This window comes from Zunongwangia sp. L-65 (genome assembly GCF_056859415.1).
The window spans coordinates 54,817-80,289 of sequence record NZ_JBSXOK010000049.1; the positions used below are offsets into that span (position 1 = coordinate 54,817).

Here is a 25,473-nt window from a genome sequence, read left to right on the forward strand (position 1 = left end):
TCGTTAATTTTTTTAAGAAATTGAATACAAATTTTAAGATTTTCTTCAAAAGGATTTTAACACAAATCCAATTATTAGGGGAAAAATACTAATAATTAGTAAATAGCAACACTTTTACAACGTACATATTAAAAATTATTTTAATATTTGTGCTACAAATATTTTAACTTTATTATTTATTATTCGAATTTAACACCTAGCCTATGCAAAATTTTACTTTGAGGATTAGGGGGACTAAATTGTTCCTTTTGTCCTTTGTACTATTTATGGGAGGTTTATCAATGTATGGACAAACTGGATGTCCTACTACTGCAAACACTCCCTCTAATCAGAGTTTCTGTTACCTACAAACCGTAGGTGATATAAACACTGATGGAACTACCATTTACAGAACCGAAACATCTACTACGCCTATTCCTACCAATGAATTATTGGAGAATACCGTGTATTATGTTGGGAATGCTGATGGGAATTGTACTACCAGAATTGAAGTAACAGTTAATGTAGATTCTTCTCCGGCTCCCGTAAGTGGATACGGAACTACATTTTCACCTGCTTTAGGATCTCCTGCAGATTCTTATAACGTAGATGATTTAATTGCTACCCTTCAGGAAGACAACCCAGGTGATAACCTTGTTGTTTTTGCTCAACAGTATGCAGAAACTCCTTTAAGCGGGACTACCGAACTAATCGCTGAAAACTCTTATTTTGTTGGAATCGACAATGGAGGCTGTCCATCTGCAAGATTGGCAATGCGATATGATCCTATCGTAGCCGTTGCTCCAACAGGAGATGCAGCACAAACTTTTTGTGCCGGAGCGACTGTAGGTGATTTAGTGGCTCAAGGAACCAGTGAGAACACTCAGGCGATCCGTTGGTACAGCACAGCTACTTCTAATCCAAACTTAGATGATACGGTAGAATTAGTTGATGGAGAAACCTATTATGCTACTCAGATTATTAACAACGTGGACTCTCCACTTCCTCCTACAGAAAGTGAAGATCGATTAGAAGTTACTGTAACCGTTATAGCCCCTGTTAATGCTGGGGATGATAACAGCGTTGCATTATGTTCTAATGATGCCGTTCTTGATTTATCCACACTTCTTTCTACAGATGCTGATACTGATGGTACATTTACTTTAGAAGGGACAAACCTTAACGGTCAATTCGATCCTGCAAATTACGCTGCTGGAACATATACCGTGACTTACGCGGTAGAAGATGATTGTACTGCAGATGAAGCTTCTTTCACAATTACACTTACAGAACAACCTGATGCTCCAGCTATCGCAGATCAGGAATTTTGTGAAACTGACAATGCTACTGTAGCAGATTTAGGTGCGGATACGAATGTTGACATCTACGATGATGCGTCTTTAACTACAGCTCTTGATCCTACAACTGCCTTAACCAATGGAACATACTATGCTACAGCAACTAATGCTTCTTGTGTTTCAGATGCTACTTCATTCGAAGTAATAATTTCTGAACAACCTGATGCTCCAGTAATCGCAGATCAGGAATTCTGTGAAATTGATAACGCTACCGTTGCTGACTTAGGAACTGCCGATGACGTAGAAGTTTTTGATGATGCTTCGTTAACTACAGCTCTTGATCCTACAACTGCTTTAGCCAACGGAACATATTACGCTGCGGCAACTAATGGTTCTTGTATTTCAGATGCTACTCCTTTTGAAGTAACTATTACCCCTGCAGTAACACCTGAAGCTGGTGACGATATGGACATCACTTCATGTACTACTGAAACTATAGAACTTACCGATTATCTAAGTGACGATGCATTATTAACCGGTGAATTCTCTGGTGACGGTGTTACCGGAACATCTTTTTCTGTAACTACAGCTGGAACATATACCGTAACTTATACTGTAAATACCAGTAATAGTTGTGTAACGGCAGGAACTTCTGACTCGGCTACTTTTACCATCACTGTAAACGCTCCAGCGGATGCTAATGCAGGAGATGACATGGCTTTCGATGCTTGTGTAAACGAGTCTATCGACCTTTCGGCTTATCTTTCTGATGATGCGATCACTTCGGGTGAGTTCACAGGAGATATGGTGACTGATGGAATGTTCATGGCTACTGCTGCTGGAACATATACCGTAACTTATACTGTAGACGAAAATGATTCTTGTGTAAATGCAGGAACTTCAGACTCGGCTACCTTTACCATCACTGTTAACACTCCAGCTGATGCTAATGCAGGAGATGACATGGCTTTCGATGTTTGTACAAATGAAACTATTGATCTTCTTTCTTATTTAAGTGCTGATGCTAATGATTCGGGAGAATTTACTGGTAACGGTGTGACTGGAACTTCTTTCACTGCTACCACTGCTGGAACTTATACGGTAACTTATACTGTAGATGATCAAGACAACTGTATTACTTCAGGAACTTCAGATTCTGCTACCTTCACGATCACAGTAAACAATCCTGCCGATGCTAATGCAGGTGAAGATGCTGAAATTACAGCTTGTCTTAATGAAAATATAGATCTTGATGCATATCTCTCTGATGATGCAAGCACTTATGGTGAATTCACAGGCGACATGGTTACAGATGGTATGTTCATGGCAACTGCTGCTGGAACGTATACCGTAACGTATACCGTAGACGAAAATGATACTTGTGTGAATGCAGGAACTTCTGACTCGGCTACCTTTACCATCACTGTTAACACTCCAGCGGATGCTAATGCAGGAGATGATATGGCTTTCGATGCTTGTGTAAACGAGTCTATCGACCTTTCGGCTTATCTTTCTGATGATGCGATCACTTCTGGTGAGTTCACAGGTGATATGGTAACTGATGGAATGTTCATGGCTACTGCTGCTGGAACATATACCGTAACTTATACTGTAGACGAAAATGATTCTTGTGTTAATGCAGGAACTTCTGACTCGGCTACCTTTACCATCACTGTTAACACTCCAGCGGATGCTAATGCAGGAGATGATATGGCTTTCGATGCTTGTGTAAACGAGTCTATCGATCTTTCAGCTTATCTTTCTGATGATGCGATCACTTCTGGTGAGTTCACAGGAGATATGGTAACTGATGGAATGTTCATGGCTACTGCTGCTGGAACATATACCGTAACTTATACTGTAGACGAAATGATTCTTGTGTTAATGCAGGAACTTCTGACTCGGCTACCTTTACCATCAATGTTAACACTCCACGCGATGCTAATGCACGAGATGATATGGCTTTCGATGCTTGTGGAAACGAGTCTATGGATCTTTCACCTTATCTTTCTGATCATGCGATCACTTCTGGTGAGTTCACAGGAGATATGCTAAGTGATGGAATGTTCATGGCTACTGCCGCAGGAGCATACACCGTAACTTATACTGTAGACGAAAATGATTCTTGTGTAAATGCAGGAACTTCTGATTCGGCTACCTTTACTATCAATGTGTTTAGTACAGACAGTATAGGAGAAATAGAAGATCAAACCTTCTGTTCTAACGTTGAAACTGATCTTTACACTATTTTAGGAGATGGAGTAAATAACACAGGTACTTTTGAAGGATATACTGACGGTATCTTCAACGAAACTACTCCAGGTGAATATACCGTAACTTATTCTCTTGATGATAGTGCTCCTTGCGTAAATGGACCACTTTCAACAACATTCACGGTAACCGTTCTTGAAACGGTAACTGCAGGCACAGACATGAGTATTTCAGTTTGTGAGAATGATAACGAAATAACATTAGCAGATTACTTAAACTCGGATGCGTCTCCAGGAGGTGTTTTTACAGATGAAGATGATAACACGGTAACAACTTTCGATCCAACGACAGTAGGAGACTTTACGTTCACCTATACGGTAACTACAATTAATGAATGTGGTAATGAAACCGCTACACTTACTGTTACTGTTAATGACCTTCCTGATGCACCAGCTGTTTCAGATATGAGTTTCTGTGCTGCTGAAGGCGCTACTGTTGCAGATCTTAACATTGCTGGTCAAAATGTCACTTATTATTCTGATGCCAATGCTTCGAATATGCTTGCGGCTACAGATGTATTAACTTCAGGAACATACTATGCAACGCAGTTTAACGACTCCGGATGTGAATCAGTAACTGCTGCAATTAATGTAACAGTTAACGATCCAGGAACTCCAACAATCGATGCTAGTCAATTCGAAATTTGTGAGTACGACGAAAGAACTGTTGCTTACTTAACTGATGGAATTACAAGTAGTGGAGATATCACTTGGTATGATGCTGCTGAAGGCGGAAGTGCTATAAGCGAGAGCGCTCTCTTAGTAGATGGCATGACCTATTATGCTAGTGCCTACAATAGCACTACTGGATGTGAGAGTACTGAAAGATTAGCTTATACAGTAAACTTTACAGAATGTGCACTTGTATTCCCGGAAGGTATTTCTCCAAATGATGATGGTCTAAACGACACTTTCGATATCCAATATCTAGAAGATGAATATCCAAATTACGAGATAGAGATCTATAATAGATGGGGTAATATGGTTTACAAAGGAAATGCTAGTACTCCAAACTGGGATGGTACTCCAACTGAATCTTCTCTTGGAGATGATGTACTACCTGTGGGAGTATACTTCTACGTGATTGAGTTTAATGACGGATCAACTCCTGCTAGACAAGGAAAAGTATACTTAAGCAGATAATCAGGATAAACACTAGAAAGAAATGAAAAATACAATCACAAAATACCTAATATTTATAGGCATTATCCTTTTTTCTATAAAAGGTATGTCTCAACAAGATCCAGTATTCACACAATACATGTATAACATGAGCGTAGTGAACCCTGCGTATGCAACAGATGATCCAGGGATATTAAACCTTGGGGGAATATATAGAGCTCAGTGGGTAAATGTTGACGGTGCACCTCGCACCGCCAACTTCTTCGCTCACACTCCAATTAGTGAACGAATTGAACTTGGTTTAACAGTAGTTAATGACGAAGTTGGAGACTGGGTAAAAGAAAATAACATCACAGCAGATTTCGCCTATGTTTTACCAATAAGCCAAAACAGTAAATTATCTTTTGGTGCTAAAGCAGGGGTTACAACCTTCGATTCTAACACAAACGGAATTAATCTTAACCATCCAATAGATGCCGCTTTTGAAAATTACAGTGAAGCATTTCCTGTATTTGGTGTTGGTGCATTCTGGTTTAGTGACAACTATTATTTAGGTGTTTCTGCTCCTAACCTATTCACTGCTACTCACCTTGAAAATTCACAAGGTATTCAGGGAATTGGCGAAGAAGAAATTCACTATTATATTACTGGGGGTTACGTATTTGATCTTAGTCAAAATGTGAAATTAAAACCAGCATTTATGGCTAGAGGGGTACAAGACTCTCCTTTATCTGTAGATGTAACAGCAAATGTTCTTTTATACAATCGCTTAGAAGCTGGTCTTGGATATAGATTCGACGAATCTGTAACAGGATTAGTGAACTTTAAGATCACTCCTCAACTTCGTGTAGGATATGCTTACGATTATACTACTACGAATTTTGGAAACTACAACGACGGTACACATGAGATCATGGTATTGTTCGATATAGATTTATTCGGTTTAAACAAAGGATACGACAAGTCTCCTAGATTCTTCTAAAAAAGATTAATATGAAAAACATTTATAGCACATTAATAATACTTCTTGTAAGCATCGCAGCTTTCGGTCAAAAGGCCGAAATTAGGAAAGCAGACAAGCTTTTTGCTCAGCGTGCTTATGTAGATGCTGCCTCGACCTACGAAGGTGTGGTAGATAAGAACCAGGAAGTTCTTCAGAATCTTGGAGACGCCTATTTCTACACAAATCAAATGCAAAACGCAGCTGAAGTTTATGGAACTTTATTCTCCAGATATGAAGCTACAGTAGAGCCAGAATACGAATTTAGATATGCTCATTCTCTTCGTGCTACAGGCCAGGATGATGAAGCAGATAAATATTTCGCTTCTTATTACGATAAAGATGTAGATATTACTGAATTTGAAGAAAGCATTGTAGACTCTAGCAACCTTTACATCTACGAGCCAGAAATGCTTCCAGCTGAAAATGCTGCATCTTCAGATTTTGGAATCTCTTATTTTGGTGAAGACAAAATCACTTTTGCTTCAACTAGAAATACAGCTCGTCCTATCTACCCTTGGAACAAAAAACCTGCATTAGATTTATATACAGGTGAAATTTCTGAAGAAGGTGAGATTAGCAATATTGTTCTTTTCTCTGACGCTATTAATACAGATGAACATGAAAGTTCAGCAGCATTCAACAAAGAAGGAACAATCATGTATTTTGACAGAACCAACGAAAAACGCTTTAAAACTGAAGAAGGCTTAAGAGTAGCTAACATCAGAATTTATAAAGCCGAATTAGTTGACGGTGAATGGACAAATGTTGAAGCGCTTCCTTTTACTAGTGAAGAATATTCTACAGAACATCCTGCATTAAGCCCTGATGGTTCTACGCTTTTCTTTGCTAGTGATATGCCAGGTGGACAAGGATCTTTTGACCTTTACAAGGTTGCTATCAACGAAGATGGGACATATGGGACTCCAGAGAACTTAGGTCCTGGAATTAACACTGAGCATAGAGAGCAGTTTCCTTTTGTAAGTGAGGACAACATTCTTTACTTCGCTTCAGATGGTCACCTAGGATTTGGTAATCTAGACGTTTACAAATCTCAAGGAAATTATTCTGAAGCTGAAAACTTAGGAAGCTCTGTAAACAGTGCTTATGACGATTTCGCTTTCATCATTAACGAGGGAGAGAAAAAAGGTTTCCTAACTTCTAATAGAAGTGGTAACGATAATCTTTATTCTTTCACAAGAACTAAATACGTTAAGAAAACAAGACAAATTGATATTCCTCACGAAAATAGAATTTACTTCGAATTCGATAAATCTAAAGTAACTGAAGAATATCAGGAAGTTTTAGATAAAGTAATCGACATTCTTAAAGGTAGCGATGCAACTGAAATTAGAATCGCTTCTCATGCCGATGCTAGAGGTACTGAAGAGTACAACCTTAAGTTGTCACAAAGAAGAGCTGATGCTACAAAAGACTACTTAGTAGCTCATGGTATTTCTTCTAATAATATTACGACTAAAGGTTACGGTGAATCTCAACCGGTAAACGATTGTACTGAAGAGAGAGGATGTTCTGAAGAAGAATATGCTAAAAACCGTAGAAGTGTAATTACATTTACTACAATGGAAGTTGTAGAAGATTAATTGCATCTCTAAGAATAAATTAAAAGCTCCGGTAATCCCGGAGCTTTTTTTATTACAAGACTTTCCGTAAATTACGTAGTACTTCCCTACTATACATCAAAGCATCAGTCATGAAAAAACTTCTAGTATTTCTAATTATTACGATTTTCAATTTAAATACCATTATCGCCCAGGATTTCTACAAAATTCAATGGAGCAAAGTTGAAGAACAGGAAATAATAGGAAACACTAAAACAGCTAATAAACTGGTAGAAGCAATTGTAAAAAAAGCTAAGGAAGAAAAAAATGACATTCAATTCATTAAAAGTCTTTTCTATCGTTCAAAATTTACAATGAATCTCGAAGAAAATTCGGCAGAAGTAATCCATGACATGATCTCTGCTGAAATAAATAACGTAGATAATGTTTCCAACTCAATCCTATTATCAATTTTAGCCGATTTTCAATCGCAATATCTCCAGAAAAATGCCTACAGAATTCGCGATCGCACCAACACTGAAAATGACACTTCTAACTTTCAATTTTGGAGCGTAGAAAAATTCAATTCTGAAATAATAACAAACTATCAAAAATCGCTCAAAGAAAAAGAGGCACTAAAAAACACCAATATTGCCGATTATTCCTATTTATTGGATACGGTTGATACTCCAACAATTCCCTTCAGCAACACTTATCAGCTTCTTGCCAGTCGTGCCCTGAACTACGCTAAGTCTACTAATTATTATCTGACAAAAAGCTCAGAATCGTTTAAGATCACAAAAAAGTACCTGATTCCTGCCAACAAGTTTATAGCAATTGATTTAGACTCTTCTTCACTTTTCAATAAAGACTATCTCGCTCTAAAACTTTACCAAGAACTTGAAAAATCACTCTTTCAAAATAAAGAATATGAGCTATTGGCCTATTTTAGTTTAGATCGATATAAATACATAAAATCGAAAATTCCTATTTCTGAAAGCCAATTTCTAGAAGCTATAGAAGAACTGGAAAATAGATTCAAAAATCCACTTGCAAAAGATCTAATATCGCTTGAAAAGGCGATGAGCTTAAAACGAAGAGCCAACAAGCAGGAATATCCGCTGGATAATAATAAAGCTATAGCTATTGCTAACAAAATCATAGAGCATAACTTAAATCCCCTTCTGGTAAATAATGCAAAAAATATCATTTCTGAGATCTCCAGTAAAGAACTTAGCGTTCAGGTAAATCCTTACCAAAGCCCAAATAAAAACTTCCCGATTTTTATTTCATATAATAACCTGGATTCTTTAAAATTGAAAATCTATAGTATTAGTACTGCCGACTTCGAATTTCTGGATAAGAAAAATTTTTATTCCGAAGAGCAACATAAAAAACACCAAAATCTTCTAAAAAAGTTAATTTCAGGTGAGGCTGAATATTCCAATTCCATTAAACTATCCAATAAAAAACAACATTTAAAAAGAACTACAGTAACAATTGCACCACAACTTGAAATTGGTAAATATGCAATTCTTTTACTCGACAAAAATTTAGACCATTTATACGCGCTACAAACAATACAAGTAAGCCAGTTAAGCCTAATATCTAGTCAGGATGATAATATCAGCCTAAAAGTAGTTCATCGTGAAACGGGTAAACCCATTGCTAATGCTATAGTTAAAGCTACCTTCTCTTCGCACAATAAAACTAATTCTAATGAAGAAACATCAGATAAAAACGGAGATTTAAGCTTCCCTTCTATTTCTGATCGTTTACGAAGTATTAAATATCATATCAAAAAAGATAAAGATGAAATTGTTCTAAACCATCGCTATTCTTATTATCAAAAAAATGATGAATCCGATAATACAGAACGTGGTTTTCTATTCACCGACCGTAGTATTTACAGACCGGGACAAACCATCTACTTTAAAGGAATATTAGTTTCTAAAAAGAACAATGTTACCCAGGTGATTGCCGGCAAAAAAATATGGATCAACTTCTTAGATGCCAACGGAAATGAAATTGAAAAAAAACAGGCCAAAACCAACAATTTCGGCAGTGTTTCTGGAAGTTTCGAAATTCCAACAGGCTTAAAAACCGGACAATTTACAATTCAACTTAAAGAAGATAGCAATAATGAACCGCAATATTATATCACTAAAAGTGTCTCTGTCGAAGAATATAAAAGGCCCAAATTTAAAATAGAATTTAAACCAATGATAGAATCCTTTGCCGTAAATGATTCGGTAGTTATTGAAGGATTTGCTGAAAGTTTCTCCGGAGCTCGGTTAAGTAACGCCGGCGTGAATTATCGCATCTTAAGATTTGAAGATTATGGTTACGATTTTAGATTTCCCAGAATGAACCCTGAAGAAATTGCCAATGGAGAACTAAAAACAGATGAAAATGGAGATTTTACGATAGAATTCATAGCAAAACCGGAAACCTCACCAATACAACAAAAACACCAGGTTTTCTCGTATCGCATTGAAGTTTCGGTAACCGATATTAATGGCGAAACGCAATCTGGAGAAACTACCGTACATGCCGCAAACCATTTAAATATACTTCGGTTTTCAGGACCCGCCGATCATTACAAAGAAAACGGTATAAAATTCACGCCAAAACTCACCAATCTTAATAATGAAAAAGTTGATTTACCGGTGACTGTAGAAATCTACAAACTACAAGCGCCAGATAGAGTTCTTAACTTCGGAAATAACATGCCTTCGCCAGATACTTTAGCCATAAGCAAAGATGAATATCATCAATTATTACCTCATACTGCATTATTAGATGAAGATGATACATCCCAATGGAAAAACGCTAAACTTTGGTATCAGGACACCAAATCCTCAAATCAGGAAATTGAGCTCAAAAACCTTAAAAAATGGCCTGCCGGAAGTTATCGAATAGTCTTAAAGACAAAAGATAAAAAAGGAAATGAAATCGCTCAAGAAAGCATTATCAATCTGCAAGATAAAAAAGCTAAAGTAGCTTCAGACCATCAGCTTTTTCAATATCATATCATCAATAAGGATTTTACTGAAGATGGCTTTATTGAAGTCTCTTTATTAACGGCAGCCAAAGAGTTATTCATTAATCTAGAAGCCTTTATTGAAGACAAATCAATATTTCAAGAGTACGTTCATCTAAAAAAAGAAGTTGAAACTATTAAGATTCCGGCGAAAAATCATGAAGGTAAAGTATTAACATTACGATTTAGTAGTATTAAATACAACTCTTCGTTTACAACTACTAAAAGACTTACTCTTGAAACTAAAAAGCCAAAACCAAAAATCATTTTAAACACCTTTAGAGATAAGATTGAACCGGGAAGCCGCGAAAAATGGACGTTAAAAATTATCTCTAAAAATAAAAAAGATCAATTTGAAGTACTTGCCGGGATGTACGACGCTTCTTTAGATCAATTTAGAAAACACTCATGGTCAGAGAATATTAACATTGGCGGGCGATATTACCAACTTCCTAATCTAGACCTTCTCGAATTTTCCCCAGTCAATTTTAGTTTACATAATCCAGACTATTTCTATTTTTCTTATGCGCAACCTAAGCTACCCAAACTAGATTATTTTGGATTTAGCTATTCTCAGCCTTATCAGGCGAAGCGGAAATACCTAATGCAGTTACTATTTAAGGGCAAAGATTTTAAAACAGCATACACTTCTAAAGGCGGACTTATAAAAGGAAAAGTACTTTCTATCGCCGATCGAAATCCGCTACCAGGAGTCATAATTAAAATTAAAGGTTCCAACAGGGGAACAAAAACCAATTTTGATGGTGAATTTGAAATTAAAACTGAAAAAGGCGATCAATTAGACGCATCTTTTGTGGGATTTCAGGGAGCCTATTTTATAGAAAATGACGATAAGAGCCTGACTATTTTAATGGCCGAATCTATCGAAGCTCTAGAAGAAGTAGTTACTGTCGGCTATGGAAGCAATGTTAGAATACGAGGTGTAAGTAGCGTACAGGCAGAAGCAGTAGAAAGCATCCCTTTCGCTGTAGTTAATGATAATGCTGAAATGAAATTACCAGAATCGGACCTGAAGGTTAAAGCTCGGCAAAATTTGAATGAAACTGCATTCTTTTATCCAAACTTAAAAACCGATACTGAAGGAAATATCAATTTAGAGTTTACTTCTCCCGAAGCCTTAACGCAATGGCGATTAATGTTGTTTGGACATAATCAGCAAGCTGAATCTGCCTATAAAGAAGCTTACACAGTTACTCAGAAAAAGTTAATGCTTACGCCCAATGCTCCACGATTTTTAAGGGAAAAAGATAGCATCGTTATTTCGGCTAAGATTAGCAATTTGAGTGACGAATTGTTATCTGGTGATGCTCAATTAAAATTATTTAATGCAGAAGATGAATCCAGAATCGATATCGACCTCAGCAATACCAAAGCCATTAAGGAATTTACTGTAGCGAAAAATGGAAACACTCAGCTAAGCTGGAAACTTTACATTCCTGAAGGCTTTAACCTGATTCGCTATGAAGTTATTGCCAAAACCAAACAATTTGAAGATGGTGAAACCAATATACTACCCGTGCTTAAAAATAGAATGCTGGTGACTAAGACCATCCCCATTTGGCTTCAGGGACAAGAAGAAAAAGAATTCAGTTTAAAGAAAAATGATTCCGAAACCTTACAAAATCACCAAATCACTTTAGAATATACGTCCAATCCTGCCTGGACCGTACTACAAGCACTGCCCTATCTTATGGAATATCCTTACGATTGTAGTGAACAAACGTTCTCCAAGTATTTCGCAAAGGCTATTTCGGAAAAAATACTCAAAGAAAACCCGAAAATCGCAGCAGTGCTAAAAGACTGGAATAAAAATTCAGAAACCAACAAATTAGCAAAAAATGAGGAACTAAAAAGCATTCTTTTACAGGAAACTCCCTGGCTAAATGATGCTAAATCTGAAGCCGAAAACATCCAAAACCTATCAAAATTATTAGATACCAAAAACCTGCAATCTTACCTTTTAAAATTGCAGAATATGCAAAATGGTGATGGTGGCTTTCCATGGTTTAAAGAAGGCCGATCTAATTTTTACATCACCAGCCATATCCTTGGTGGTTTTGCGTATTTGCTTCAGAACAACTCGATCGAATTAAATAAAACTTCTGAAGAAATCATCGAAAATGGACTCAGATTCTTAAAAGAGTACATGCTAAAACATTACGCAGACAAGTTTAACAACCACCTTACCGGCGCACGCTTCTCTCCTAACGAAATTCTATATCTCTACATCAAAACCATCCTGGCAGATGAATTTTACTTTGAGGAAAAAGAAGAAGAATTTATCGAGAAAATGATAGAAAATCTTAAACAAAACTGGCTTAACCTTAGCCTGCAATCTAAGGCAATGCTAGCCGTAAGTTTCCAAAATTATGATGAAGAAGCGGAAGCTGCAAAAATTGTGAACTGGTTTAAGCAAAATAGTATCGAAGACGATAAAGGAGGCATGTATTTTAAAAACAATACTGCCGGAAGGTTTTGGTACCACCACCCTATCGAAACACAGGCAAAAATCATCGAAGCTTTTGCCGCTGTAAATCCAAAAGATAGTGACATCGATAAACTAAAAAACTGGTTATTGCAGCACAAACGTAAAAATAGTTGGGCTACTACAAAATCGACTACGATGGCGGTAAATGCGTTTCTTTCTCATGGAAAAAACTGGCTTCAGGAAAGTAATCAACCTAATATAAAGATGAATAACCAGCCTATTCCTCTCGATTCCATTTTTTCCAATAGGAACAACTTAGGCTACCTTAAGAAAACATGGAATGATAAAAATGAACTTCAAAAAATAGCGAATTTCACCATAAAAAATAACAATAACGCACCGGCATACGGTGGCATTTACCATCAATATTTTGAAGATCTGGATAAAATTGAGCGATCTAAAGGGGAAGAAATCATCATTAATAAGACGTTATTCCTGAAAGAAAATACTAGTGCTGGGCCACAGTTAAAATCCTTACCAGAAGTACTAAAAGTTGGCGAATTAGTCACCGTTCGTGTAACTATTAAAGTAAAATCTGATTTTGAATTTGTGCATTTAAAAGATATGCGCGCCAGCGGACTTGAACCTACAAGTGTGCTTTCTAGGCATCATCATAAAGATGGCTTAAACTATTACCAAAGCACCAAAGATGCGACTACACATTTCTTCTTTGATTATTTACCAAAAGGAACGTATGTATTTGAATACGACTTAAGAGTAAACAACGCAGGAGATTTTTATAACGGAATTACGCAAATGGAAAGTATGTATGCCCCGGAGTTCTCTAGCTTTTCTAAAGGTATAAGAATTAAAATCGAAAATTAATCTTTGGGCGGATAGCCCTCTAACGCTTTGGCAAAAACTTTATCAAACAGAGCCTGACGCTGATCTGGCTCCGCATTATAGTTGAACTTCACCTCGACTTCTGCTTTCCAGACTAGAGCATCTTTTTTAACGTCGATAAAATCGATAATAAAACGCACATAGTCTTTTGGGCCGCCAAGCGGAATTCCGCCAGAGACTCCTACTCCAACATTTCCACCCCCGCTGCCTACACCTACGCCAAGGGTATTACTACTTTGTTCCTGAAATTTTTCAGTATACACATTGATGTACAGATCTGGATTTTCCTCAGCTAAAGCTAAATTCTCCTCACGCATAAAATGATCGATACTATTGATGATCCTCTTTTCGTCTAACTGACTCATATCAGTTCTAAAATCAGGAAATAACTTATAGGTTTTATATTGATCAAAATTAGTTTTTGCATCGTAATCGAACGTAGTTCTTGGTGTATTACAGGAACTAATGATCAAACAAAATAAAACGAGTTTAGCGACTAACTTCATATTGGATAATTTTTGACTACTTTTTAAAAGTACACAAAAATCAACCCACTTCTAAGCTCTCTAAAAAATTAGCAAAAAGAAGTTTTAAAAATCGCAAAATTAGATAATTAAAGTTACTGTTTGTCCTCTGGATCTTTATTCAGCATTTCCCAAAGCTTGTCTTTAAGCTCGGTTAACCCCTGTTGGGCCACTGAAGATATAAACAGATATGGAACCGGAAGGTTCTCGTCTAATTCAGCTTTCAATTCGGCTTTCAGTTCATCGTCTAGCATATCAGTTTTCGAAACGGCTACCAAACGATCTTTATCGAGCATCTCTGGATTATACCTACGGAGTTCATCCAGTAAAATTTCATATTCCTTCGCAACGTTCTCTGCATCTGCCGGAACCAAAAACAATAGTGTTGAATTTCGTTCAATATGCCTTAAGAAACGATAACCAAGTCCTTTTCCTTCGGCAGCTCCTTCTATAATCCCCGGAATATCGGCAACTACAAAAGATTTAAAATCACGATATTTTACAATGCCAAGATTTGGCTTTAGGGTAGTAAATTCATAATCGGCAATTTTGGGTTTTGCCGAAGTAATTACCGATAGTAAAGTAGATTTTCCGGCGTTTGGAAAACCTACTAAACCTACATCGGCTAAAACTTTAAGCTCTAGAGTAATATCTAATTCCTGACCATCGATACCCGGCTGTGAATAACGAGGAGTTTGATTTGTAGATGTTTTAAAATGCCAGTTTCCCCGGCCTCCCATACCGCCTTCGGCGATTATGATTTCCTGACCATCTTCAGTAACCTCATCAATAATCTCTTCAGTTTCGGTATCTCTAATTACCGTACCTAGCGGCACATCTACGATTTCGTCTTGCCCATCGGCGCCAGAACTTCGTTGCTTACCACCATTACCGCCATGCTCGGCACGAATGTGTCTTCTAAAGCTAAATTCAAATAACGTCCAAAGGTTTTTATTCCCACGTAAAATCACGTGACCTCCACGACCTCCATCTCCTCCATCCGGGCCACCTTTTGCCACATATTTTTCACGGTGCAAATGCGAAGATCCAGATCCTCCATTTCCCGAAGACACATGCAACTTTACGTAGTCTATAAAATTCCCTTCTCTCATTATCTAGTTTCGAATTATAAGTTATCGATTACTTTGCTGATTCTTTCGGTAATTTCTTCTATAGAACCTACCCCGTCAACACCGTAATATTTATTTTGCTTTTTATAATATTCTTTTAAGATCGCAGTTTCCTCATAATAAACCGTAATTCTGTTTCTTATTACCGCTTCGTCTGCATCATCTTTTCTCCCAGAAGTTTTCCCTCTTTCTAACAAACGCTTCACTAAAACTTCATCTTCAACCTCTAAAGCGATCATCGCTTTAACTTCAGTACCTTTTCCTTTAAGAAGTTCAGCTAAGGCATCTGCCTGCTTTTCGGTTCTTGGAAACCCGTCAAAAATAAAGCCATTAGCTTCAGCGTTTTTATCTACTTCGGTATTAAGCATATTTATAGTAACCTCATCTGGCACTAACTGGCCTTTATCGATAAAAGACTTTGCGGTTAACCCCAATTCTGTTTCATTTTTGATGTTATATCTAAAAACATCTCCGGTAGAAATATGTACTAACTGATATTTCTCTTTAAGAATATCTGCCTGTGTTCCTTTGCCCGCTCCCGGAGGGCCAAAGAGTACCAAATTTGTCATGTGTATTTATTTACGATTTACGTTTGTATACAGAAGTAAGATTACGTCCCAGACCGTCATAGTCCAATCCATAACCTACAATAAATTCATTGGGAATTTCAATTCCTGTATAATCTAATGTGAATTTTTCCCGATACATAGAAGGTTTATAAAAAAGTGTCGCTATTTTATATTCAGCAACATTCTTTTCTTTTAAAATTCGATCCAGTTCTTTAAGAGTTCCTCCTGTATCCACTATATCTTCCAGGATGACCACTTTCTTACCAGCTAAAGATTTATTTAAACCAATTAATGTCCTTACATTTCCGGTAGAGTCCGTTCCTTCATAAGAACCGAGTTTCACAAAATGGATTTCACATTCCTCTTTAAACCTCTTCATTACTTCAGATGAAAACATAAAGGAACCATTAAGCACACTTAAAAAAATTGGACGTTCCCCCTTAAAATCCTCGTTTAATTTTTCAGCAATAGTTTCTATCGCCTTATTAATTTCTTCACCGCTTATGTAAGGCTCAAATACAAGATCGTGTAGTTTTATCAAAACTTTCAAATTTTAAAGAGGCAAAGATAAGGAATCTCATTTACACCTCTCTACCAATTTCTATAAGAATAAATAGGGCAATCTGAGCTAAAAATTTATTTTTGCACAAACAGCACGACTATGATTAATTATTTTTCTTCAGATTTTAAACTAGGAATCCTTGGCGGAGGGCAGTTAGGAAAAATGATGCTATACGACACCCGTAAATATGATATTCAAACCTACGTTTTGGATCCCAGTAACGAAGCTCCCTGTAAAATTGCGTGTAATTATTTTGAACAGGGCGATCTTATGGATTATGATACGGTTTTAAACTTCGGAAGAAAAGTAGATGTGCTCACTTTTGAAATTGAAGGCGTAAACATAGAAGCCTTAAAAACACTGGAAGCTGAAGGGGTTAAAACCTACCCAGATGCTGCAACGCTAGAGAAAATTCAGAATAAAGCAATACAAAAGCAGTTTTATACTGAAAAACAAATTCCAACCGCTGCGTTTAAAACCTATCAAAAAATTGAAAATCTTATCGCTGATGTTGAGTCTGGCGCAAGATCTTTACCTTTTGTTTGGAAAAGTGCCACAGGTGGTTACGACGGAAAAGGAGTTTCTGTAATCAAAGTAGCCGATGCTTTAAAAGATCTACCGGATGCCGAGTGTATTGCAGAAGAAATGATTCCCTTTAAAAATGAACTTGCAGTTATTGTTGCCAGAACACCCGGTGGGGAAGTAAAAACTTATCCTGTGGTAGAAATGGAATTTCATCCAACCGCCAATCAGGTAGAATATGTAATTTGCCCTGCCCGAATTGAAGATCATGTTGCTGAAAAAGCCAGAGCCGTGGCAACACAAGTTTCTGAAGCTTTTAAACATGTGGGACTTTTAGCAGTGGAAATGTTTCAGACTAAAAATGACGAAATTCTTGTAAACGAAGTAGCCCCCAGGCCTCACAATAGCGGACATTATAGTATCGAAGCAAGCTATACCAATCAATTTGAACAACATCTGCGTGCTATTTTAGATTTACCTTTAGGAAACACCGATAGTAAAGTAGGCGGAATCATGGTAAATCTTGTGGGCGATAAAGACTACGAAGGTGAAGTAATTTATCAAAACATCGATAAGATCATGAAAATGGACGGTGTTACTCCACACATCTACGGAAAAAAGATCACACGTCCTTTTCGAAAAATGGGCCATGTCACCATCGTAAACGAAAATATCGACGAAGCACGAAAAGTTGCGGAGAAGGTTAAAGAAGAAATTAAAGTAATTAGCAAAAGTTAGAAGTCACCGTGAACTTATTTCAAGGTCCCACTAGATTTTTTAACTAGGATGAGATTCCGTGTCAGTCACGGAAGGACAAAAACAAGAGATACTATAAATTAAAAGTTTAGTCGCTAAAAAATATAAACTATGAGCAAAGTAGGAATAATAATGGGAAGTACCAGCGACCTGCCGGTAATGCAGGAAGCAGTAGATATTTTAAATGGATTTGATATCGAAGTTGAAGTAGATATAGTTTCAGCACATCGAACTCCGGAAAAATTATTCGACTACGGAAAAAATGCTCATACCCGCGGCATTAGCGTAATTATTGCCGGTGCCGGTGGTGCCGCTCACTTACCCGGAATGATCGCTTCACTTTCTCCTTTACCGGTTATTGGTGTTCCCGTGAAATCCAGAAATTCTATCGATGGTTGGGATTCTGTGTTATCGATTTTACAAATGCCGGGCGGAGTTCCGGTAGCAACCGTTGCTCTAGACGGAGCTAAAAATGCCGGAATATTAGCCGCACAAATCATTGGCGCTGCCGATAAATGCGTTCAGGATAAAGTATTGGTGTATAAAGAAGGGCTTAAAGAAAAAGTGATCAAGGGCGCTGAAGAGGTTAAGAAGAAGTAAAGATTAGAGCGCTGCGCTGTTAGATGTTAGAATTGAGTATTGAGACGCTTCGCTTTTAGATTTTGAGGGATGATAAATTTATTTTGAATTTTGAATGCTTAATATTGAATGAGATTTCGCCATTTCTTTAGAACTAATCTGTAATGAAATTTGCTAATTACTGAAAGCTAAAGACTGCCTACTAATTGATAACTGTTTATTGATTATTGCTAATTGACATCCTGCCAATTCGTCCGAAAAAAAGCTTCAAAATCGATAATTCTGGCAATCAATCTTTAAAACCTGAAATAAGATACCTTTTCAAGTTTATGGCTTAGGCTTTGCTCATTTTATTTTCGAAAAAAATTGAAGGTATTATGAGTACAGATAATCCGTTATTGCAAGACTTCAAATATGCTCCGTTTTCAAAAATTAAAACGGAACATTTTAAGCCTGCCATTACCGAAGCCATAAAATTAGCAAAATCAGAAATCGAAACCATCGCTTCAGCTGAAACTGAACCGACTTTCGAAAACACTATAGAAGAATTAGAATTTTCGGGAGAAAAACTAGATCGCGTCACCAGTATTTTCTTCAATCTTAATTCTGCAGAAACTAATGCTGAAATTCAGAAAATAGCTCAGGAAGTTTCTCCGCTACTCTCTGAATTCAGAAATGACATTATCCTAAACGAAGATTTGTTTAAACGTGTAAAAGCGGTTTACAAGCAAAAAGATCAGCTTAATCTCACCACAGAGCAAAAGACGCTATTAGATAAAAAATACAAAGCTTTTTCTAGAAATGGTGCCAATCTTCCAAAGGAAAAACAGGAAGAATTACGGGAAATCGATAAGCAACTTTCTGCGTTAAGCCTAAATTTTGGTGAGAATGTTTTGGCAGAAACCAACAAATTTGAGCTCCAGATCATCGATGAAAAAGATCTTGACGGTTTACCGGAAAGTTTTAAAGAGGAAGCAAAAAGCGTAGCTGAATCCAGCGACAAAGAAGGCTGGATTTTCACTTTAGACTACCCTAGTTATATCCCGTTTATGAAATATGCTAAAAAACGTGAGCTTCGTAAAAAAATGTCCATTGCTTTTGGCGCAAAAGGATTTCATGGTGATGACTTAGATAATCAGAAAAATGTACTAAAAATCGCCAAACTAAGATATCAGCGAGCGCAACTTTTAGGTTTTGACACTCATGCACATTTTGTATTACAGGAGCGAATGGCTGAAACACCAGAAAAGGTTGATAATTTCTTAAATGAACTTCTGGAAAAAGCAAAACCAGCTGCTGAAAAGGAATTTGCTGCCCTTGAAAAATTCGCCAAGGAATTAGATCAAATCGACCGACTGGAAAAATGGGATTCAGCATACTACAGTGAAAAATTGAAGCAAAATTTATTCAATTTGGATGACGAAAAGCTAAAGCCTTATTTCAAATTAGAAAATGTAATCGATGGTGTTTTTACGGTGGCAAGCAAGTTATACGGACTTCAATTTAATGAAACCAAGGAGATAGAAAAATATCATCCAGATGTAAAAACCTACAATGTTACCGATGAAAACGGCAATGATGTAGCCTTATTTTATGCCGATTTCCATCCAAGACCGGGAAAACGCGGTGGCGCCTGGATGACCGAATATAAATCACAATACGTTAAAAACAAAAAAGAAGAGCGCCCCCATGTATCGATTGTTTGCAATTTCACAAAACCTACAAAATCAGAACCTTCATTATTAACTTTTAATGAAGTAACTACGCTTTTCCACGAATTTGGTCATGCCCTTCATGGCATGTTAGCCAACACAGTGTACCCAAGTTTATCGGGACCTAATGTATATTGGGATTTTGTAGAATTACCCAGTCAGGTTCTGGAAAACTGGTGTTATGAAAAAGAGGCGCTACAATTGTTTGCTAAGCACTATAAGACCGATGAGGCCATCCCGATGGAATTAGTAGAAAAAATTAAAGAGTCCTCTAATTTCCAGGAAGGAATGCAAACCCTTCGCCAATTAAGTTTTGGAATGTTAGATTTAAGCTGGCATGCGATTAACCCGTCTGATATCGACAATGTAAAAATGCATGAAAATAAAGCTTTTGAAGCTACGAAATTATACCCCGATGTTCCAGAGAATTGTATGAGTACGGCTTTTTCTCATATTTTCCAGGGAGGATATTCAGCGGGATATTATTCGTATAAATGGGCAGAAGTCTTAGATGCCGATGCATTTGAATACTTCAAAGAACAAGGAATTTTTAGTAAAGAAGTAGCTGATAAATTCAAAAACAATATTCTTTCTATGGGAGGAACAGAGCATCCGATGACGCTTTACAAACGCTTCCGCGGAAAAGAGCCGCAACCCGATGCGCTATTAAAAAGAGCAGGATTGATCGAAAAATAGAATGTTAAGAATAGTCGTCATTCCATACTAGATCCGGATTGGCGACTTACTATCATTTTAAGGATATTCAAAGTATATAAACCTTATTCAGAGTAAATAAGTTTTCTTATTTTTGGCTGATAATCTCACGACAAAAACAATGTCAACGCATATCATAGATCCTACAAAGTGGGTAGACAAATACTCAGATTATCTCTTCAATTATACAATTGTAAGAGTAAATGATCGTGAGATTGCTAACGATCTTATTTCAGAAACTTTTCTTGCCGGTCTAAAATCGATGGAAAATTTTAAGGGTGAAGCTAGCGAAAGAACCTGGTTAATTTCGATCCTTAAGAGAAAAATTATCGATCATTACCGTAAGATGAATTCTAAGAAAGGTCAGGCTGAAGTTCATATTAATTATCGTGATGGCGAAAATGATGGCGACTGGCTGGAAGAGCAGGTAGCTGATCAATTTGACAAAACTGCCGAAGATGATATGGAAAATACCGAACTCGGGATGGCCATATTGGATTGTTTAGAAAAAATAAATGCTAAACACGCCGAAATTTTTAAGATGAAAACGATAGATGGTGTGGATACCGAAGTTATTTGTAAAGAATTCGACATCACTCCGTCTAACCTCTGGGTGATCATCCACAGAGCCAGAACGGCATTAGCTGCTTGTCTGGAACAAAATTGGTTTTAATTATGCAGGAAGAAAAGAAATATATTGATTGTGATAAGGCCGAATGCTGTTGTGATAAAGGCCAGTATAAAGAAGCTGATAATATTGAAAAAATTCAATTATTAGAACATTTGGCCGAATGCCCTCGTTGCAGAGAATACAGTGAAAAAAACACACGCCTTACTGAGCTTATCGAAAAAGCAAAACTGAAATGTTGCAGTGAAGAAGAAAAAGAGTGTTGGCGTAAAGCTATAGAAGAAGAACTTAAAAAATCACATTCAGAATAACCAAAATCAGCACCCAGAAAATGGGCGCTGCCTCTACCCAAAAAGCAGCATAAAATGGCTTTTGCTTTATTCTAGAAGCCCAGAGCATCAAAACTACCACTATAGAAAATATGCTTAGACCAGTTAAACTATGATGACCAATATTGGTTCTAAAAAACGAAATACTTACCGCTAATACCATCAATACAACACCAAAAAGTTTCGTATTTTTCACCCCTACCAATTGCGGAATTGTTTTTAAAGAAGGATCATCAAATCTTAGATCCCGAATTTCGAAAGGCAACATTAAGACAACATGAATCAATATTCGTTGAAAAATTGCTAAAAATTTATCCTGAAACGAAACATCGTATTGATGAAGTAACGGCAATAGAACTCCGGTCCCTGTAGCTGTTATAGCAATAACAAAAACCTTAACACCTGCGATATTTCTTAGATTTTGGTGTCCCCTTAAAACCGGAGTCGCGTAAAGTAAGGTAAGCATACCCAAAATAGAAGATGCAAACAAGGTTTTATAATCCTGCTTTAAGGTGAACCACAAAAGTGCCACAAAACAAAAAAAAGAAAATACCTGTATTATCTTAAGATTCCCGGCTAAACTGGAATGATGTAATCTCGCGACACTGGCATATTTTACAAAATTATAGCTGGTAATGGTCCCGAAGAAGATAAAACCCAATAGATTATGGTCGATTTTAATCCCGAACTCTAAAAAAGTGACCAGCGTAAAACAAACCACCGCAATCCCGGTATGAACACTAGAGTTTATATAAAGTTCAAAAAGATTTTTAAGCCGTTTCACGGGGCTAAAATAGCGATTTAAAACTTCAGTTTAATACTGGGCTAAATCAGATTCAATTTTATTAATTTTCAACAACTTAGATCAGGTTAAAAAATCTTTAAAAGTGTATCCCCTAATCATTAAATATTTACATCGAAATTATGTAATTTCGCGGCATCAAAAACACAACTATTTTATTTAATGAGAACAGATTCTTTTGCCCTTCGCCACATTGGTCCTAAAGAAGAAAATCTTAAAGAGATGCTTCAAACTATCGGTGTTTATAGTTTAGAACAACTTATATACGAAACTATCCCAGACGATATTCGTTTAAAACAACCCCTAAATCTACCAAAAGCGCTTAGTGAAAATCAATACGCAGAGCATATTGGGAAATTAGCAGCTAAAAACAAGGTTTTTAAATCTTACATCGGGCTAGGTTACCACCAGGGAATTCTACCTGCGGTAATACAGCGTAATATTTTAGAAAACCCGGGATGGTATACTGCATACACCCCTTATCAAGCAGAGATTGCTCAGGGAAGATTAGAAGCTTTATTAAATTTCCAGACGATGGTAAGCGATCTTACCGGGATGGAAATCGCCAATGCGTCTCTTTTAGATGAGTCTACTGCAGCAGCAGAAGCTATGGCTTTGTTGTTTGCCGTTAGAGATCGTAAGCAAAAGAAAGATGATGTAAATAAGTTTTTTGTTTCTGAAGAGGTTTTACCACAAACCATCTCGTTAATTAAAACCCGTGCAGAATTTTTAGGTATCGATATCGTACTTGGAGACCATGCAGAATTTGATTTTTCAGCCGAATTCTTTGGAGCTTTAATACAGTATCCTGGAAAATACGGACAGGTTTTTGATTATGCAGATTTTGTAAATAATTGTAACCAGAACTCTATAAAGGTTGCGGTTGCCGCAGATATTTTAAGTTTAGTAAAACTACAGGCTCCTGGTGAGCTGGGTGTAGATGTTGTGGTAGGTACCACCCAACGTTTTGGAATTCCGTTAGGTTACGGTGGCCCACATGCTGCTTATTTTGCTACTAAAGAAGCTTACAAAAGAAACCTTCCCGGTCGTATAATTGGAGTCACCAAAGATGCAGATGGCAACCATGCCTTAAGAATGGCTTTACAGACCAGGGAACAACATATAAAACGTGATCGTGCAACTTCAAATATTTGTACCGCTCAGGTTTTACTGGCCGTAATGGCAGGAATGTATGCGGTCTATCACGGACCAAAAGGATTGCAATACATTGCAGATACCGTTCACTATTCTACGACAAGCTTAGCTTCTCAATTAGAAAAATTAGGATACAAACAGGTAAATTCAGCTTACTTCGATACACTTCAGGTGAAAGCAGATGCTGAAAAAATTAAAGCTGCTGCGGAAGCTAAAGAATACAACTTCTACTATCCAGATGAAGAAACGGTTGTTATTGCTTTAAACGAAACGACAACTACTGAAGATATAAATACAGTGGCCTCTATTTTTGCTGAAGTAGCTGGTAAAGAAACCGAAGTACTTTCAGCATTAAAAGAAATTAATGCCATTCCAGAAGGAGTTTCAAGAAAAAAAGATTTCTTAACTCATGAGGTTTTTAACGCATATCATTCAGAAACCGAATTGATGCGTTATATCAAAAAATTAGAACGTAAAGATCTTTCCTTAAATCACTCGATGATTTCTTTAGGATCCTGTACCATGAAGTTGAATGCTGCTTCAGAAATGCTACCGCTTAGCAATCCACAATGGGGTAATATCCACCCGTTTGCTCCGGTAGAACAGGCAGAAGGTTACCAGATCGTTCTTAAAGAACTGGAAAATCAACTTACAGAAATTACCGGCTTTTCAGCTACTTCGTTGCAACCAAACTCTGGGGCGCAGGGAGAATATGCAGGATTAATGGTCATTAGAGCTTACCATGAATCTCGTGGTGAAGGCCATCGTAACGTATGCTTAATTCCTTCTTCTGCACATGGTACCAACCCGGCTTCTGCGGTAATGGCAGGATTGAAAGTAGTGGTAACTAAAGCTACCGAAAACGGAAATATAGATATTGATGATCTAAGAGAAAAAGCGATCGAGCATAAAGATCATCTTGCTGCTTTAATGGTTACCTATCCTTCTACACATGGGGTATTCGAATCGGCTATTCGCGAGATCACCCAGATTATTCATGACAATGGGGGGCAGGTGTATATGGATGGCGCTAATATGAATGCTCAGGTTGGTTTAACCAATCCAGGAAATATTGGAGCCGATGTTTGTCACTTAAACCTACATAAAACCTTTGCCATTCCTCATGGAGGCGGTGGTCCAGGTGTTGGCCCTATTTGTGTTGCAAAACAACTGGTGCCATTTTTACCAGGTAACCCCGTAATTAAAACCGGGGGAGAAAAAGCAATTGGCGCAATTTCTTCAGCACCTTGGGGATCCTCTTTAGTTTGTTTAATCTCTTATGGCTACATCAAAATGCTGGGAAGTGGCGGCTTACAAAAAGCTACCGAGTATGCTATCCTGAATGCAAATTATATTAAAGAACGACTTTCAGAGCATTATAAAACCTTATATTCTGGCGAACGTGGACGTGCAGCTCACGAATTGATCTTGGATTGCCGCCCATTTAAAGACAACGGTATTGAGGTTACTGATATCGCGAAACGCCTTATTGATTACGGCTTTCATGCACCAACAGTATCTTTCCCTGTAGCGGGAACGGTAATGATCGAACCAACAGAAAGCGAAAGCAAAGCAGAGTTAGATCGTTTTTGTGATGCTTTGATTTCTATTAGAAAAGAAATCGAAGAAGCAAGTGAAAATGAGCCAAACAATGTACTAAAAAACGCTCCGCATACTATAAAAATGCTTACAGCAAGCGAATGGAATTTGCCATATAGCAGAGAAAAAGCAGCTTTTCCATTAGACTATATTGCAGATAATAAATTTTGGCCTACCGTTAGAAGAGTTGATGAAGCTTTTGGTGATCGAAATTTGATGTGTACCTGTCCTCCTATAGAAGAGTATATGGAAGCATAATCAAAAAA

The 25,473-nt window shown here is 37.2% G+C and carries 16 protein-coding genes; 11 read left to right on the top strand and 5 right to left on the bottom strand.

The window, feature by feature from the left end:
- Positions 1-248 precede the first annotated feature (248 nt).
- The 5 genes from AC13DP_RS06515 (at position 249) to AC13DP_RS06535 (ending at position 13,608) form a co-directional block, all read left to right on the top strand.
- Positions 249-3,332, top strand: a complete 3,084-nt coding sequence (locus tag AC13DP_RS06515; protein WP_483067451.1) for a hypothetical protein — start codon at positions 249-251, stop codon at positions 3,330-3,332.
- A complete protein-coding gene (locus tag AC13DP_RS06520; protein ID WP_483067452.1) occupies positions 3,266-4,690 on the top strand; it encodes a T9SS type B sorting domain-containing protein in 1,425 nt (474 codons plus the stop codon). Before AC13DP_RS06515 ends, AC13DP_RS06520 begins: the two co-directional genes overlap by 67 nt.
- A gap of 22 nt (positions 4,691-4,712) precedes the next feature.
- Entirely contained in the window at positions 4,713-5,651 is a 939-nt protein-coding gene (locus AC13DP_RS06525) for a PorP/SprF family type IX secretion system membrane protein (RefSeq protein ID WP_483067453.1), read from the top strand.
- An 11-nt stretch (positions 5,652-5,662) separates the two neighbouring features.
- Entirely contained in the window at positions 5,663-7,273 is a 1,611-nt protein-coding gene (locus tag AC13DP_RS06530) for an OmpA family protein (protein WP_483067454.1), read from the top strand.
- A 110-nt stretch (positions 7,274-7,383) separates the two neighbouring features.
- Positions 7,384-13,608: an alpha-2-macroglobulin family protein gene (locus tag AC13DP_RS06535; RefSeq protein ID WP_483067455.1), complete on the top strand. Its 6,225-nt coding sequence runs from the start codon at positions 7,384-7,386 to the stop codon at positions 13,606-13,608.
- Here the strand turns inward: AC13DP_RS06535 and AC13DP_RS06540 are convergent.
- The 4 genes from AC13DP_RS06540 to hpt all read right to left on the bottom strand — a co-directional run bounded on the left by AC13DP_RS06540 (position 13,605) and on the right by hpt (position 16,390).
- Positions 13,605-14,132 (bottom strand): DUF4136 domain-containing protein, encoded by a 528-nt coding sequence (locus tag AC13DP_RS06540; protein ID WP_228252361.1) that lies wholly within the window; start codon positions 14,130-14,132, stop codon positions 13,605-13,607. The two genes, AC13DP_RS06535 and AC13DP_RS06540, sit on opposite strands and share 4 nt — an antisense overlap.
- 113 nt (positions 14,133-14,245) lie before the next feature.
- Entirely contained in the window at positions 14,246-15,262 is a 1,017-nt protein-coding gene (gene obgE, locus AC13DP_RS06545) for a GTPase ObgE (RefSeq protein WP_041579087.1), read from the bottom strand.
- Positions 15,263-15,276: 14 nt separating this feature from the next.
- The gene (locus AC13DP_RS06550; RefSeq protein WP_347407002.1) at positions 15,277-15,849 is read right to left on the bottom strand and encodes an adenylate kinase; all 573 of its coding nucleotides are present in this window, start codon (positions 15,847-15,849) and stop codon (positions 15,277-15,279) included.
- 10 nt (positions 15,850-15,859) lie between these two features.
- The gene (hpt, locus tag AC13DP_RS06555; protein ID WP_041579092.1) at positions 15,860-16,390 is read right to left on the bottom strand and encodes a hypoxanthine phosphoribosyltransferase; all 531 of its coding nucleotides are present in this window, start codon (positions 16,388-16,390) and stop codon (positions 15,860-15,862) included.
- Between the two features lie 120 nt (positions 16,391-16,510).
- On the opposite strand from hpt, the gene AC13DP_RS06560 reads away from it, so the two are divergent.
- The 5 genes from AC13DP_RS06560 to AC13DP_RS06580 all read left to right on the top strand — a co-directional run bounded on the left by AC13DP_RS06560 (position 16,511) and on the right by AC13DP_RS06580 (position 21,633).
- The gene (locus tag AC13DP_RS06560; RefSeq protein WP_347407003.1) at positions 16,511-17,671 is read left to right on the top strand and encodes a 5-(carboxyamino)imidazole ribonucleotide synthase; all 1,161 of its coding nucleotides are present in this window, start codon (positions 16,511-16,513) and stop codon (positions 17,669-17,671) included.
- Positions 17,672-17,800: 129 nt separating this feature from the next.
- Positions 17,801-18,289 carry a 5-(carboxyamino)imidazole ribonucleotide mutase gene (gene purE / locus AC13DP_RS06565; protein WP_347407004.1) on the top strand — a complete coding sequence of 163 codons (489 nt, stop codon included), beginning with the start codon at positions 17,801-17,803 and terminating at the stop codon, positions 18,287-18,289.
- Positions 18,290-18,645: 356 nt separating this feature from the next.
- Positions 18,646-20,676, top strand: a complete 2,031-nt coding sequence (locus AC13DP_RS06570) for a M3 family metallopeptidase (RefSeq protein WP_347407005.1) — start codon at positions 18,646-18,648, stop codon at positions 20,674-20,676.
- Positions 20,677-20,815: 139 nt separating this feature from the next.
- A complete protein-coding gene (locus tag AC13DP_RS06575) occupies positions 20,816-21,367 on the top strand; it encodes a sigma-70 family RNA polymerase sigma factor (protein WP_228252357.1) in 552 nt (183 codons plus the stop codon).
- A 2-nt stretch (positions 21,368-21,369) separates the two neighbouring features.
- Positions 21,370-21,633 (top strand): zf-HC2 domain-containing protein, encoded by a 264-nt coding sequence (locus AC13DP_RS06580; RefSeq protein WP_013073298.1) that lies wholly within the window; start codon positions 21,370-21,372, stop codon positions 21,631-21,633.
- Here AC13DP_RS06580 and AC13DP_RS06585 read toward each other — a convergent pair.
- Positions 21,611-22,435: a UbiA prenyltransferase family protein gene (locus AC13DP_RS06585; RefSeq protein ID WP_347407006.1), complete on the bottom strand. Its 825-nt coding sequence runs from the start codon at positions 22,433-22,435 to the stop codon at positions 21,611-21,613. The genes AC13DP_RS06580 and AC13DP_RS06585 overlap by 23 nt on opposite strands.
- 180 nt (positions 22,436-22,615) lie before the next feature.
- On the opposite strand from AC13DP_RS06585, the gene gcvP reads away from it, so the two are divergent.
- Positions 22,616-25,465 (top strand): aminomethyl-transferring glycine dehydrogenase, encoded by a 2,850-nt coding sequence (gene gcvP, locus AC13DP_RS06590; protein WP_347407007.1) that lies wholly within the window; start codon positions 22,616-22,618, stop codon positions 25,463-25,465.
- Positions 25,466-25,473 lie beyond the last annotated feature (8 nt).

Excerpts from the sequence above, each read along its gene's own strand:
- AC13DP_RS06520 (WP_483067452.1), top strand. The coding sequence starts at position 3,266 with ATGGATCTTTCACCTTATCTTTCTGATCATGCGATCACTTCTGGTGAG.
- AC13DP_RS06525 (WP_483067453.1), top strand. The coding sequence starts at position 4,713 with ATGAAAAATACAATCACAAAATACCTAATATTTATAGGCATTATCCTT.
- AC13DP_RS06530 (WP_483067454.1), top strand. The coding sequence starts at position 5,663 with ATGAAAAACATTTATAGCACATTAATAATACTTCTTGTAAGCATCGCA.
- AC13DP_RS06535 (WP_483067455.1), top strand. The coding sequence starts at position 7,384 with ATGAAAAAACTTCTAGTATTTCTAATTATTACGATTTTCAATTTAAAT.
- AC13DP_RS06540 (WP_228252361.1), bottom strand. The coding sequence starts at position 14,132 with ATGAAGTTAGTCGCTAAACTCGTTTTATTTTGTTTGATCATTAGTTCC.
- obgE (WP_041579087.1), bottom strand. The coding sequence starts at position 15,262 with ATGAGAGAAGGGAATTTTATAGACTACGTAAAGTTGCATGTGTCTTCG.
- AC13DP_RS06550 (WP_347407002.1), bottom strand. The coding sequence starts at position 15,849 with ATGACAAATTTGGTACTCTTTGGCCCTCCGGGAGCGGGCAAAGGAACA.
- AC13DP_RS06560 (WP_347407003.1), top strand. The coding sequence starts at position 16,511 with ATGATTAATTATTTTTCTTCAGATTTTAAACTAGGAATCCTTGGCGGA.
- purE (WP_347407004.1), top strand. The coding sequence starts at position 17,801 with ATGAGCAAAGTAGGAATAATAATGGGAAGTACCAGCGACCTGCCGGTA.
- AC13DP_RS06570 (WP_347407005.1), top strand. The coding sequence starts at position 18,646 with ATGAGTACAGATAATCCGTTATTGCAAGACTTCAAATATGCTCCGTTT.
- AC13DP_RS06575 (WP_228252357.1), top strand. The coding sequence starts at position 20,816 with ATGTCAACGCATATCATAGATCCTACAAAGTGGGTAGACAAATACTCA.
- AC13DP_RS06580 (WP_013073298.1), top strand. The coding sequence starts at position 21,370 with ATGCAGGAAGAAAAGAAATATATTGATTGTGATAAGGCCGAATGCTGT.
- gcvP (WP_347407007.1), top strand. The coding sequence starts at position 22,616 with ATGAGAACAGATTCTTTTGCCCTTCGCCACATTGGTCCTAAAGAAGAA.